The organism is Paenibacillus sp. FSL R5-0345 (assembly GCF_000758585.1).
In the GTDB taxonomy this organism is placed as follows: domain Bacteria; phylum Bacillota; class Bacilli; order Paenibacillales; family Paenibacillaceae; genus Paenibacillus_AQ.
The window spans coordinates 4,727,733-4,740,837 of sequence record NZ_CP009281.1; the positions used below are offsets into that span (position 1 = coordinate 4,727,733).

The 13,105-nt window shown below is 44.2% G+C and carries 13 protein-coding genes; 3 read left to right on the forward strand and 10 right to left on the reverse strand.

Translation table 11 applies throughout. The annotated features are described in order from the left end of the window. Positions 1 to 346: 346 nt before the first annotated feature. The 4 genes from R50345_RS21075 to R50345_RS21090 form a co-directional block, all read right to left on the reverse strand. A complete protein-coding gene (locus tag R50345_RS21075; RefSeq protein WP_042129833.1) occupies positions 347 to 1,600 on the reverse strand; it encodes an aspartate kinase in 1,254 nt (417 codons plus the stop codon). A gap of 317 nt (positions 1,601 to 1,917) precedes the next feature. Further along, entirely contained in the window at positions 1,918 to 2,475 is a 558-nt protein-coding gene (gene efp, locus R50345_RS21080) for an elongation factor P (RefSeq protein ID WP_042129835.1), read from the reverse strand. Between the two features lie 47 nt (positions 2,476 to 2,522). Continuing rightward, a complete protein-coding gene (locus R50345_RS21085; RefSeq protein ID WP_042129837.1) occupies positions 2,523 to 3,593 on the reverse strand; it encodes a M24 family metallopeptidase in 1,071 nt (356 codons plus the stop codon). Between the two features lie 74 nt (positions 3,594 to 3,667). After that, positions 3,668 to 4,159 (reverse strand): YqhR family membrane protein, encoded by a 492-nt coding sequence (locus R50345_RS21090; RefSeq protein ID WP_042129839.1) that lies wholly within the window; start codon positions 4,157 to 4,159, stop codon positions 3,668 to 3,670. A gap of 207 nt (positions 4,160 to 4,366) precedes the next feature. On the opposite strand from R50345_RS21090, the gene R50345_RS21095 reads away from it, so the two are divergent. Further along, positions 4,367 to 5,314 (forward strand): DUF1385 domain-containing protein, encoded by a 948-nt coding sequence (locus tag R50345_RS21095; RefSeq protein ID WP_375105438.1) that lies wholly within the window; start codon positions 4,367 to 4,369, stop codon positions 5,312 to 5,314. A gap of 7 nt (positions 5,315 to 5,321) precedes the next feature. Beyond that, positions 5,322 to 5,663, forward strand: coding sequence for a hypothetical protein (locus tag R50345_RS21100; protein WP_042129842.1), 342 nt, complete (start codon positions 5,322 to 5,324; stop codon positions 5,661 to 5,663). Positions 5,664 to 5,745: 82 nt separating this feature from the next. On the opposite strand, the gene R50345_RS21105 is transcribed toward R50345_RS21100, so the two are convergent. The 3 genes from R50345_RS21105 to mntR form a co-directional block, all read right to left on the reverse strand. Further along, positions 5,746 to 6,675: a patatin-like phospholipase family protein gene (locus R50345_RS21105; RefSeq protein WP_042129844.1), complete on the reverse strand. Its 930-nt coding sequence runs from the start codon at positions 6,673 to 6,675 to the stop codon at positions 5,746 to 5,748. Positions 6,676 to 6,764: 89 nt separating this feature from the next. Next, positions 6,765 to 8,396, reverse strand: a complete 1,632-nt coding sequence (locus tag R50345_RS21110) for a family 10 glycosylhydrolase (protein ID WP_042129845.1) — start codon at positions 8,394 to 8,396, stop codon at positions 6,765 to 6,767. Positions 8,397 to 8,701: 305 nt separating this feature from the next. Then, entirely contained in the window at positions 8,702 to 9,127 is a 426-nt protein-coding gene (gene mntR / locus R50345_RS21115; RefSeq protein ID WP_042129847.1) for a transcriptional regulator MntR, read from the reverse strand. Positions 9,128 to 9,320: 193 nt separating this feature from the next. Here mntR and splB point away from each other — a divergent pair, with 193 nt between their 5' ends. Further along, positions 9,321 to 10,397, forward strand: coding sequence for a spore photoproduct lyase (gene splB / locus R50345_RS21120; protein ID WP_042129849.1), 1,077 nt, complete (start codon positions 9,321 to 9,323; stop codon positions 10,395 to 10,397). Here splB and R50345_RS21125 read toward each other — a convergent pair. The 3 genes from R50345_RS21125 to R50345_RS21135 all read right to left on the reverse strand — a co-directional run bounded on the left by R50345_RS21125 (position 10,394) and on the right by R50345_RS21135 (position 13,076). Next, entirely contained in the window at positions 10,394 to 11,107 is a 714-nt protein-coding gene (locus R50345_RS21125; RefSeq protein WP_042129852.1) for a cytochrome c biogenesis CcdA family protein, read from the reverse strand. The two genes, splB and R50345_RS21125, sit on opposite strands and share 4 nt — an antisense overlap. A gap of 94 nt (positions 11,108 to 11,201) precedes the next feature. Then, positions 11,202 to 12,005 carry a metal ABC transporter permease gene (locus tag R50345_RS21130; RefSeq protein WP_042132348.1) on the reverse strand — a complete coding sequence of 268 codons (804 nt, stop codon included), beginning with the start codon at positions 12,003 to 12,005 and terminating at the stop codon, positions 11,202 to 11,204. Positions 12,006 to 12,326: 321 nt separating this feature from the next. Continuing rightward, positions 12,327 to 13,076: a metal ABC transporter ATP-binding protein gene (locus tag R50345_RS21135; protein ID WP_042129853.1), complete on the reverse strand. Its 750-nt coding sequence runs from the start codon at positions 13,074 to 13,076 to the stop codon at positions 12,327 to 12,329. Positions 13,077 to 13,105 lie beyond the last annotated feature (29 nt).

Here is a 13,105-nt window from a genome sequence, read left to right on the forward strand (position 1 = left end):
TACATTTGGCTCGTTTATGTTACCGGCGGCACATTGTATTCGATTTTTCGCATACATTTGGCTCGTTTACGTTACCAGCGGCACATTGTATTCGGTTTTTCGCATACATTTGTCCGTAGGCTCGGCTAAAACATGCATTTCGGAGGATATAACGTCCGCTCGGTTTTTAGAATCTGACGGATGACTCCTCGTTTATTCCATGTCTCCTGCTTCTTTACGTTCACCCCTCCTTCCTCTTTCTTCGGAGTTATCCACATTTTTTTGTATTGTATAATTTCCTAAACAATAAAAAAAGATGCTTACAGCCATTTAGCTGTAAGCATCCTTTTTATTTACTTAGCAGCTCTTATCGGCGATCCTTAGGACCTCCGACGAAAGCCTGCTCTGTAGTATCAAGATTGTAGGCGGTATGAAGCGCCTGAATGATTGAAGGCAAATTGCCTGATTCAATGACGCAAGATACTTTGATCTCAGACGTACTTACCATCTTGATGCTCACACCCTCTTGGGAGAGTACATCAAACATTTGAGCCGCAACCCCTGGATGGCTGACCATACCCGCGCCAACGATGGACACCTTCACCAGGTTATCCTCAGACGTAACTTCACGGTAAGGCAACGTTTTATGAATTTGCTTAATTACTTCTTTCGCACGATCCAGCTCATCAAGAGAGACCGTAAATGAGAAGTCAGCCTGCTCATTTTGTACACCGCTTTGTACAATAATGTCAACGTTAACGCCCTCTTCAGCCAATTTGCCGAAGACTTGAGCAAGCACGCCCGGAACATCAGGCACTCCTAGAATACTTACACGTGCTACGTTCTTGTCATACGCAATACCACTTACTACGACTCCTTGCTCCATGCTTGCTTCCTCCTTCACAACGGTACCTTCATTATGATTAAAGCTCGATCTGACGACCAGCTTAACTTGATGACGCTTAGCGTACTCCACTGCACGTGGATGTAGTACAGCTGCTCCCAGATTGGCAAGCTCTAGCATTTCATCGTAAGAAATCTCCTTCAGCTTACGCGCTGTCTTCACGATACGTGGATCTGTGGAATAGATACCATCAACATCGGTATAAATCTCGCATACGTCTGCTTGAATCGCAGCAGCCAATGCTACAGCTGTTGTGTCCGAACCTCCACGTCCTAATGTGGTGATCTCACCTTCCACAGTCATTCCCTGAAAGCCTGCAACGATCACGATCTGTTCACGTTCCAAAGAGGCTAATACACGACGTGGGTCAATTTCATTGATACGAGCTCTGCCGTGAGTTTCGTCTGTCCGGAATCCGGCCTGCCATCCTGTATAAGAAACTGCATTCCGCCCGATCCCATGCAGGGCAATGGATAATAGAGCGACGGAGATTTGTTCACCTGTCGTCATCAACATATCCATTTCACGCGCGGGCGGCTGCCCGTTTAATTGCTTCGCCGTATCGATCAAATCATCTGTTGTATCCCCCATTGCAGATACAACCACAACGCAGCGATGTCCCTCATCTTGCTTGTCTGCGATGCGCTTAGCGACGCGTTTCATACGTTCAGTGTCGCCGACGGAGCTGCCTCCGAATTTCATAACATAAAGTGACAAAGTCCCATTCACTCCCCATATCGGTCTATGTAGTTGCTTCTAATCGGTTTCCCGCTTTAAATCAGTATAATACGAAAACAGTGCCTTGCGTTAATGGTTTCACAAAAAAATTATTAATTTCCATACTGGATTCAAAAAAGATAAGATCGCCATCGATCTTTAGTCTGGCCTTATTTTACTCATCTTCCAATATTTTAATGCGAGCTTGTTCGACAAACAAGAACCCTAACACCATCGTCCATTCCTTTACATTAAAAAACCTCCACCGTATAAACGGGGAGGTTATTCTAATCATATCTAAGTTATTATTCTGCTGCCTACGCGCGGGAGATATATTTACCTTCACGAGTATCAATGAGCAGGATATCTTCTTCGTTGATAAACAATGGAACCTGTACGCTATGACCAGTTTCAAGCTTGGCCGATTTCGTAGCACCTTGAGCCGTGTTTCCTTTAACGCCAGGCTCAGTTTCAACAACCTTCAACTCTACGCTGGTAGGAAGATTGATTCCGAGAATCTCGCCTTTGTAACTAACGATGTTTACAGTCATGTTCTCTTTAAGGAAATTCAATTCCCATTCCAATTGCTTTTCAGACAATTCGAATTGGTCATAAGTTTCGTTATCCATGAATACATGGTCCGATCCGCTTGCATATAGATATTGTACGCCACGGTTTTCGATAATAGCACGGCCAATTGTTTCACCTGCACGGAATGTGCGCTCTACTGTATTACCGTTACGCAAGTTCTTAAGCTTGGAGCGAACGAATGCTGCGCCTTTACCTGGCTTAACGTGTTGGAAATCAATAACGGTAAAAATATCTCCTTCTACCTCTACGGTCAAACCTGTCTTAAAATCATTTACTGAAATCACTAAAAATCCCTCCAAAATTCATAATTAATCTAATACATCCCGCTTACTTACAGTACTGTATATTCTTTAGACGAATGGGTCAGCAACGAAATTCCGCTCTCCGTGATCACAATGTCGTCTTCAATACGTACTCCGCCAATTCCTGGCAAATAGATACCAGGCTCTACAGTTACGACCATCCCCGGCTGCATAACATCGTCACTAAGTTTGGACAAACGCGGCCACTCATGAACTTCCATTCCAAGTCCATGACCCGTGCTGTGTCCAAATTGTTCACCATATCCGTAGCTAGCAATGATATCACGTGCCAAGGCATCGCATTCCCGTCCAGTCATACCCGGTTTGATATGTGCTAACGTATGTAGCTGAGCTTCCAGCACAATATCATAAATCTCTTTCAGCTTCGGATCCGGCGCTCCGAGTGCGATGGTTCTTGTCACATCTGAGCAATAGCCATCAAGTAATGCACCGAAATCAAGGGTAATGAATTCATTGCCTTGAATTACACGGCTGCTTGCTACTCCGTGTGGCATGGACGAACGTTCGCCTGAAGCAACAATCGTATCAAACGATGAAGAAGTTGCACCATGGGTACGCATATAAAATTCCATTTCCAAATCAACATCGCGTTCAGTCATGCCCGGCTTGATCACGTTCAGAATATGACTGAATGTAGCATCGGCCAGATCTGCTGCACGTTGCATAACGGCAAGCTCTTCCTCATCCTTGAACATACGAAGGTCTTCCACGGCCTTGGAAACTGGGACTAACACTGCCGGCTTAAGTGCTTCTGCATATGAGGTGTACGCGCTGAATGAAACATCATCCTGTTCGAAACCGATACGTACTTCTTTACCAGAAGGCAGAAGCTCGCGTACTGTATCAATGAACTTAGTTGCATGTTCTACAACTTTTACCCCCACTGCTTGGTCCGCGGCCTGTGTCATATACCTGAAGTCAGTCAGCAGATAACAATCATCACTTGTCACCAGTACATAACCGGACGATCCGGTAAATCCACTTAAATAGCGGCGGTTATAACCGCTAGTTATCAACATTGCTTCCAATCCTTGATCCTGCAAAACCTTACGCAGCTTGGAGACACGCTTGTTACCCATTTTCATTCTCCTCTCGAAATAGCCACATTGTATTTTAACATAGGGATATCCCCTTGAGAAGTTTTTTCGCGCCGTTAGGCAAGCGCTGTACTTTGCTCACGCTTCCGTTCGTCCGTATACTCGATCGCTGCTGTATATCCAATGAACATTCCCCATAGTAGAAAAATGCAGAACTCACTAATGACCGTGTTCCACGGCAGCTTGAATGGGGGCTGCATAAGAAACAATTGAGAACCAGGAATAAATATAACCGCCCACCAAAAAATGCCGTAGACCAGCCCTGGCCAAGGTCCCTTCAGCTTGCGCAGAAGCAGTACATACAGTATGGACGCGATCACCGAAAATACGATAAAAAACATGTATCCCACGAAATGTCCGAACGCAGTTGTCAAAAACTCATGTTTAAAAAAAGGCTCTGCGATAAAACCAGGACTGACTTTGGTAAAACTGAACCAATAGGTAAGCCAGTGAAGCCCTCCCCAAATCAATCCAGAAAAAAAACCTAATTCGAGTGCAAAAAGCCAAATATTTGTATGCCCCGATTGTTGTTGATGAGATTTGCTCATGAAATTGCCTCGCTTTCTTTATTTTCAATACTGAATTATCTCTCGCTCTCTCTAGAAGATAGTATGTACAGCAAAAGGCGATCCAACTAGTAATGTCATCAAAAATTAGTTACAATGTATTATATAAATCATATTAAATACGAGAAGGTGAATTGGTTGTCCCAGGAAACTCCCAGTTACGGCGGCCAAGCCGTCATTGAAGGTGTCATGTTCGGCGGTAAGCATATCAATGTAACAGCCGTACGACGCAAGAATCAGGAAATCACATTTTTAGAGGTACCCAAAACAGATAAGAGCTGGGTCACGAAACTGCGCAAGATTCCGCTGCTTCGCGGCCTTGTCAGTATTATAGATGCCAGCGCTAAAGGCTCTAAGCACTTGAACTATTCAGCAGAATCCTACGCCGAAGATGAATTGGAACCGGAAGATCTGGAGAAGGAAAAAGCAAAGCCGAAGAAAAAGGATGAGGGCTGGAGCTTAGGAATGATTTTTGGCGTAGCAGTAATGGGTATTCTCTCCTTCTTGTTCGGAAAGCTCATTTTTACGCTCGTACCGGTATTTGTAGAGGATTTTTTATTTAAAAATGTATTTGATAACTACGTACTGCACAACCTCATAGAAGGCGGCATCAAAATGGTTCTCTTGCTGGTCTATTTATGGGCGATTTCTCAAACACCTGTGATCAAGCGACTGTTCCAGTATCACGGTGCAGAACACAAAGTCATCAGTGCCTTTGAAGCAGGCGAAGAACTGACTGTTCAGAACGTTCAGAAATACAGCCGTCTGCATTACCGCTGCGGAAGTAGCTTTATGATGCTTACGATTATCCTCGGGGTGATTATTTACTCCGTAGTGCCATGGGATAATCTTTGGGAACGTGTAATCCAGCGGATTATCTTGTTGCCAGTCGTAATTGGTGTATCGTTTGAAGTACTGAAGGGTACCAATGCAGTAAGAGAAGTGCCAGGTCTTAAATATCTGGGTTACCCTGGATTGTGGCTGCAGCTCCTTACAACCAAAGAGCCAAAAGACGATCAGGTAGAAGTATCTATCGCCTCTTTCAACCGTATGCGTGAGCTTGATGCTGCGATTGAAGCAAGAGGGTATACGGAGGAAAGTATGTCCGGTGGCATATTGGATCCTGCGAAAGGATGAGTGATCTATGATCAGGCATGCTTTAATTTTTTGGATTACGGTTACGCTTGCGATTTTCGGTTTTGTGATTGGAGTGTTGACTGCCCCTTTCTTTACGCTGTCGAAGCTGATTCTCCCATTAGTACTGCTCACGATCATTTATTATGCTTACAAGAAAATGGGACCAGGGAAATATGCTCGAAGCAGTAATGGATCTAAGGTTAAAGTGAAGCCTTCTCAGAAGACCATGTCAAAGGTAGCAGGAATTCGCAAGAATCAAGCTGCACCAGGCAAACGCAAAAGCTATCCTTTCCAAGTGATCGAAGGAAGTAAAGGAAAAAATGACGATCAGCTTCCTAAGTATCACTAACTTCATACCAACTCAAAAAAGCATCTCCACGTTTTTAAGTAACGTGCGGGATGCTTTTTTTCTATACGTCGATGCTCGCTCGTTATCTTGGTCGCCACTCCTTAAAGAAATCCTCCCCTGCTTTAAGTCCAGCAGCATACAATTCATCGCTTTGCGCTTTTGTAATTTGAAACTGAGTCGTCCCAATCCCAAGCGTAGGAATTTTTACCGTGCGAACAAATTTATCCCCTTCAATAAACTTCTCATCATGAGCAGAGAGCATGGTAGTTACCATAGCTTGGAGCATACTGAATGGCCCGTTGATTTTATGCGGCTGCGGATCCGTCTTACCTACCGTTTGATAACCTACCGTAGGAATTTTATTCCCTGGTTGTTTGCTACCGTTATTCTTGCCGTCAAATAGCCACAATGGGAAATTACTCAAGAGCCCACCATCCACAACATACACAAATTGCTGAGTAAAGGATTTCCCTCTTGCTGCTTGCCCATTAAGTCTTAGCATGACCGGATCAAAAAAATAAGGAATGCTGCAGCTCATTCGCACTGCCTTAGCCACTTCAAAATGCTCCGGAGAGATCCCATACTGCTCCAAGCCATCTGGCAAGACTAATATCCTTCCATTTGTGATATCGGATGCGATGATGGATAATTTACCGGCAGGCAGATCACGGAAGGTGATGATTCCCTTTTTCAGTAAAAATGCTCTTACCCAGGACTCCAGGGCTTCCCCAGAATATAATCCTTTCTTCAATAACATCCGAAGCGCAGGACCAACGATAGCAGTATTGTAAACGGGACCTCGCTTCAGAAACGATGAAAAGGATGTTCCTTGGATGATTCGACACATTTCCTCCCCTTCATAGCCCGCTGCTAGTAAAGCGGCTACAATCGAACCTGAGGAGGTTCCTGCTACTCTTTTAAAAGTCCTGCCTGCCCTTTCTGTAGCTTCCACTGCTCCTGCGAGGGAAATTCCTTTTACGCCTCCTCCTTCAAAAACTGCGTTAATCTCCATACACAAAAATCCCCCGTTTCCATAGATTCTATTGCTTATCTATGAGCACGGGGGAACATTCATGACACCTTATAAATAACAGTTACCTATTAGGACTTAAAATAAAAGGTCAATAAGCTCGACAATCCGAACGGATTGCGGACTACGACGTCATTCGCTCTGAACATAATACTACCTGCAACCTCTTCATACTTCTCATTATATTTGAGCTGATTAATAATTTGATCTCCACTTTGCCATTCTGCCTTTTGATCACTGGCTCCGACCTTATAACCAGCTAACCCGATGTAGAGTTTAACATTCGTATTCTCTACTTCTTTTACCCACCAATCTACTAACTTGTCATAACGCGCTGTGCTAAAGGACAGACTCCAATAAATTTGCGGAGCGACATAATCAATCCAGCCCTGCTTAATCCATGTCCGAACATCCGCATACATGCTGTCATAAGCAGTTACCCCTGCACTAGTGTCCGAACCTGTACTATCATTTTTAATATTCCGCCATACTCCAAAAGGACTGATTCCATAAGAAGCCTTAGGTTTTACCTTATGAATCTGTTCTCCCAACTGACGGACAAATTCATTAATATTATCTCGGCGCCAATCAGCTTTAGAAAGCTTTTTCGAATTATAGGTAGAATAAGCAGCATCATCGGCAAAAGTAACATTGGAAGGATAAAAGTAATCATCCAAATGGACACCGTCGATATCGTAACCTTTAACCACTTCCATCACCGTGTCGATGATATGTTGGCGAGCCTCTGGAATACCTGGATTAATGTATTTCTTACCATCGGCATTCACAATCCATTCTGGATGTTCTTTTGCCACATGGTTACTTGCTAACGTTGAGGTGGAAGCATCTGTCGTTGCACGGAATGGGTTGAACCAAGCATGAAACTGCATGCCGCGGGAATGCGCAGCACTGACCATATAACTTAGAGGATCATATCCCGGATTCTTCCCTTGTGTACCCGTCAATACCTTAGACCAAGGAACTAAAGTCGATGGATACAGACTGTCTGCTGAAGGTCTAACCTGCACAAACACAGCATTAAAGCCAACGGCTTTTAGCTTGTCTAACAAATTATCAAACTCTTGCTTTTGCTTCGCTTCGTTTCCTGCCGAAGACGTTGAAGGCCAGTCCAGATTGAATACGGTGGAAATCCAAGCCCCCTTCATTTCCTTACTAGTCGATCCACCAGGGATAGTGGGTATCGTTGGTACTGTTGGTGTCGTTGGTGTCGTTGGTGTTCCTGGATCGACAGATTGTGGGGGTTCCGTGTTGGAGAACAAGGAGATATGCTTATTCACCTGATCCCATAACACCTGTAGTCCCAATTGCTCACTTACAAAACGAATCGGTACCATTACCCGCCCCTGCTTAATCTGCACAGATGTATCCAGCGCTACTGAGGCATCGTTTACCAAAGCATTTTTCTTGCCGCTCGTTAGCTTAAGGACCGTCTCTCCTAGAGTGATCGTTACAGTCTTATTCATTTGATTCCATACTACGCCGGCATTTAATCCATTACTGATCACACTAATGGGCACCATCGTTACATTGGAGGTTGTGATATACGGGGGCACATCACTTACCAGAGCTTCTCCATCCAGTTCAATGGTAATTTGCACCGCTGCCGCGCGTGCACCAGGTGACCATAAAGGCAGAAACAACATAAGTACTAACAAGCTCAACATCCATTTACGATAATTCATAATTCCTCCCCAAATCTAAAAAATATGTATCTAAAAAAAAGAAAAAACGGATAGATCCTTCATGCAAATGAGAGAATGCCTCCTTGAAAAAAGGGGGTCTCTGTCTTTGCAAAAAATATAAGAGGTACCGAATGAAACTCATACCCTCTTATATTTTTAAAAAGGACTGTATCCGTTTTGACGCTAAAAACTGGGAAAGGTTGCACTAAACAAAATAGAAACGGCTATACTATCCACTGATTATGCTCACGAAAGCCTTGCTGCGCATAACTTTTAGGACAGTATCCGTTTCGGGAAAAAACATTTTAGGAATCACTTGTCAGTTCATTGTGAATCGCATATAACGTCTGTATACGTTCTTCGTCACGCCGGAAATATTCTACCAATGTTTCAATACGAGTAATCGAATCCCAACTTAAGTGATGCTCGATTCCTTCAACATCATTATAAATGTATTCCTGCTGTACTCCGATCAATCCGAGGAATTCCTCCAGTAGTTGATGACGATCAACTAGCCGTTTTCCTACTTTTTTCCCTTTGTTGGTTAGGACAAGCCCACGATATTTCTCATAGATGAGATATTCGTCCTTATCCAGTTTTTGGATCATCTTGGTCACAGAGGAGGGGTGTACTTCCAGTCCCTCGGCAATATCCGAGACCCGCGCATAACCTTTCTCATCTATGAGCTTGTATATGCGCTCCAAATAATCCTCCATGCTGGGTGTTGGCATTAAACTTTACCTCTTTTCTATAATGAGCATGGCGCCGGGCCAAACCTTGCTCTAACAATGATACATGTTTCTAACGCACCTTGGCAAGTCCTTCAAAGGAACTTACAGATGAGTTGCACATGTTTACCATGCTTCTGTTGGGGCTGAGTTAGACATAATAAACATACTCGTCATTCCAAAGGAGCGTGAAAGTATGACTATAGTGACGCCAGAGTCCGCTACTGTAAAAAGATCCAGAAAACCAACTGCACTTTTTCTTCCAGAGCTCGTTTTCTTTGAGCCGAATGCTTTAAATTACCCTAAAGGTGAAAAAATTATGGAATGGGTAAAAGCTAACGATATCCCCTATCGTATGACTACATCACATAATCGTATTATGAATTTCCCCGGTGAAACTGAGGTCGAGCAATACAAAATTGCCAAAAGAACGCTTGTTGTCGGCCTACGCAAAACTTTGAAGTTTGACCAATCCAAACCATCTGCTGATTATGCTATTCCGATCGCCACCGGCTGTATGGGGCACTGCCATTATTGCTATTTGCAGACCACCTTAGGGGCAAAGCCTTACATTCGCGTATATGTAAACACAGAAGACATTATTGACGCTGCCAAAACATATATCGAGGAGCGCAGTCCAGAAATCACGACTTTTGAAGCTGCCTGTACCTCAGATCCGGTTGGACTGGAGCATATCACAGGTTCTCTGGCAGAACTAATTACATTTATGGCAAAAGAGCCCCTTGGCCGTCTGCGCTTTGTGACCAAATACCAACATGTTGAACCACTGCTTGCTTTGGAACATAACGGACATACCCGAATTCGCTTCAGCGTCAACGCAGATTATGTAATAAAAAATTTCGAGCCTGCCACCTCCCGCTTTGAGGAGCGTATTGAAGCCGCTGGAAAGGTAGCACGGGCGGGTTATCCGCTTGGGTTTATCATTGCTCCAATTATTTGGTATGACGGCTGGCAAGAAGGCTACGCTGAGCTACTGGCCAAATTAGCCCGGACCCTCCCCCCTGAAGTTGGAAAAGGATTAACCTTCGAAATGATTCAGCATCGATTCACCAAAACCGCTAAGACGGTAATTGAGAAGCGCTACCCCAAATCCAAGCTTGAGATGGATATGGAGAAGCGTAAGAAGAAATGGGGCCGCTGGGGACAAAATAAATATGTCTATCCCGATGAACAGCAAACCGCCCTGCGAGAGTTTATCACAGAGCGGATATTCGAACATTTTCCAGAAGCAGGGATTGATTATTTCACCTAAAAAATGAGCCAATCCGGTGTGATTCCCTGCAGCCACACTGTGATCCGGAACATTTGATCTGTAAAGAGCAGAACGCCCATAAATACCATGAGAACGCCGCCAATCTTCATCAGCACATTTGAATATTTAAGGATACGTCTAGCTCCGCCAAGAAAGAAGGCCAAGACAAAGAATGGCAATGCGAAACCGATGCTGTAAGCCGTAATTAACGTAAACCACGTGCCGGGCTCACTGGCGGAAAGTGCGATAATTGCGGTCAGAATCGGTCCGATACATGGAGACCAGCCCGCTGAAAAACCGATCCCAAAAATAAAGGATCCCACATAACCCGCCGGCTTCCATTTTAAATCAAGCTTACGTTCACGAAGTAGAAATTGCGGCTGAAAGATCCCAAGCAGAAATAATCCCATCACAATAATCAGAATCGCCGATAATTGCCGGATCAGATCACGTTGTCCATTAAAGAATTGTCCGAATAGTCCTGCACCAAATCCCAGTGTGTAAAAAACCGCTGAAAAACCTAAAATAAATGCCAATGTATGGGTTATTGTGCGTATTCGGACCTCTTTGGTATTGCTGCCTGACTTCAATTGCTGAACGGATAATCCGGTAATATACGATAAATAAGAGGGATAAAGCGGTAAACAGCAAGGTGAAATAAACGATGCTACCCCTGCTGCTAAGGCTATTCCTGCATTGATATTAGACAAGGTAGCGGCTCTCCTTCCAGCATTCGAGTCACTTCAGGGAAATAGTGTAGCTCCTTCATGTAAAAAAATGCATACCCTATATTTTATTCGCTGTTTATGCTGGCAAACCCTTTTTGCCGATCAAGGTCAATACTAATAGTGATATGAGTAAAAGCACAATGGTAGCACCAGGTGCCAGATTCCATACTCCTGCAACTACTAGTCCGCCTACAACAGCAATTTCTGAAATAATGACCGATAGGATAACCGAGGATTTAAAGCTTCGTGACAGCAATAAGCTTATGGCCACCGGAATGGTTAGTAGAGCAGATACTAGCAACGACCCGACAATTTTGATCGCTGTGCTGATTACAAGCGCCGTCAGAATAGTGATCAGCATGTTGAGCAGCTTCACAGGCAGCCCGCTGACACTCGCAGCATCCTCTTCAAAGCTAAGCAGGAAGAATTCCTTAAAGAACATCGTAACTACTACTACAACAGCTATCGTTACGATCCCTACTACGATTAAATCGGTATTGTCTAGCGTATAAATGCTACCGAACAAGTAACTCATAACATCAGCATTATAACCTTTTCCCAGGGTAAAAAAGAGTGAGGCTAAAGCCACCCCGCCCGACATAATTATCGCAATCGATAGCTCCGCGTAACTCTTATATGCCTTGCGAAGCTTCTCTATTGCAAAGGAAGCCACCACTGCAAAAACAAGACCTGCTCCTAGCGGGTAGAATCCTGTTAAAAAACCAAGTGCCACACCGGCTATCGTAACGTGAGCCAGTGTATCTCCAATCATAGATAAACGTCTAAGCACAAGAAAAACGCCTATAAGCGGCGCTGTAATACCTATCAGCAGACCGCCTGCAAGCGCCCGCTGAAAAAAATCGCTAAATAGAATCTCCAACTTTAACTCTCCTCCGTAGAACAATTGAAACATTTTTAATTATTAAAATCTTTTTTCGATCCCTCCCAAACCCTCCCTTCCAAGGGAGGGCCCCAAGGGCTCTGCCCTCTGGACACCCGCCAAGTGCAACTGGCGTAGGAGGTGGGGTTACTGAACTTAGATGGTGCGAGGTAAGATCGCTTTCGCCCCTTACGGGGCACGCTTACAGCGTCACGTTATTTAGATACGGAAAAGATTAAGAATGAAAGCATCTCTGCTCCCATGCTATGTAGAGTTCTGATAGCAGAGCTACCCTCTAGCTACTCAGAGTTTAACTATGACCTAAGAGAGCGTGTGCTGCAGGTTCTCTTCCGTACAATTCTGCAAATCATGAGAGTGACGGGAGAAAAAGTTAATCTTACCGTTCGTTTGCACGGGTTCATTCCCTAAGTAATTTTTAATCATGTCGATATCATGCGACACCATCAGGAATGTCATATGATGATGGGCATGCATATGTGTAATTAGATCAAAGAATCCTGCTTGGGATTCAGCGTCAATACCGACTGTAGGCTCATCCAAAATTAAGAGATCCGGATGGTTGATCAGCGCACGCGCGAGAAATACACGCTGCTGCTGGCCGCCTGACAGCTGCCCTACTCTTTTCTCCGCAATATCCTGTATCCGCATCACTTCCAGCGCATCTTCGCACTGGCGGTGCTGAGCCTTAGATACTCTACGTATAAGATTCTTGTTGTTGTATAAACCAGATAGCACTACTTCACGCACCGTTGCTGGAAACAGCGGGTTGAAGGCATTCTTTTGTGGAACATAACCAATCCGTTCCCAGTCTTTAAACTTGCGGACAGGTGTTCCGAATAATTTAATTTCACCACTGCTAGCCGGAAGCAAACCGACGATCATCTTCATCAGTGTTGTTTTACCAGCGCCATTAGACCCAATGATACCGAGGAAGTCTCGTTCTCTTACACTATAGTTAAGATTCGAGATCACCTTCTGTTCGCCATATGAAAAAGAAAGATCCTGTATATCGATGATATGCTGATGGCAGTCCAAGGATACCGATTGCATGCTTAAGCACCGCCTTTTCCTTATACTTT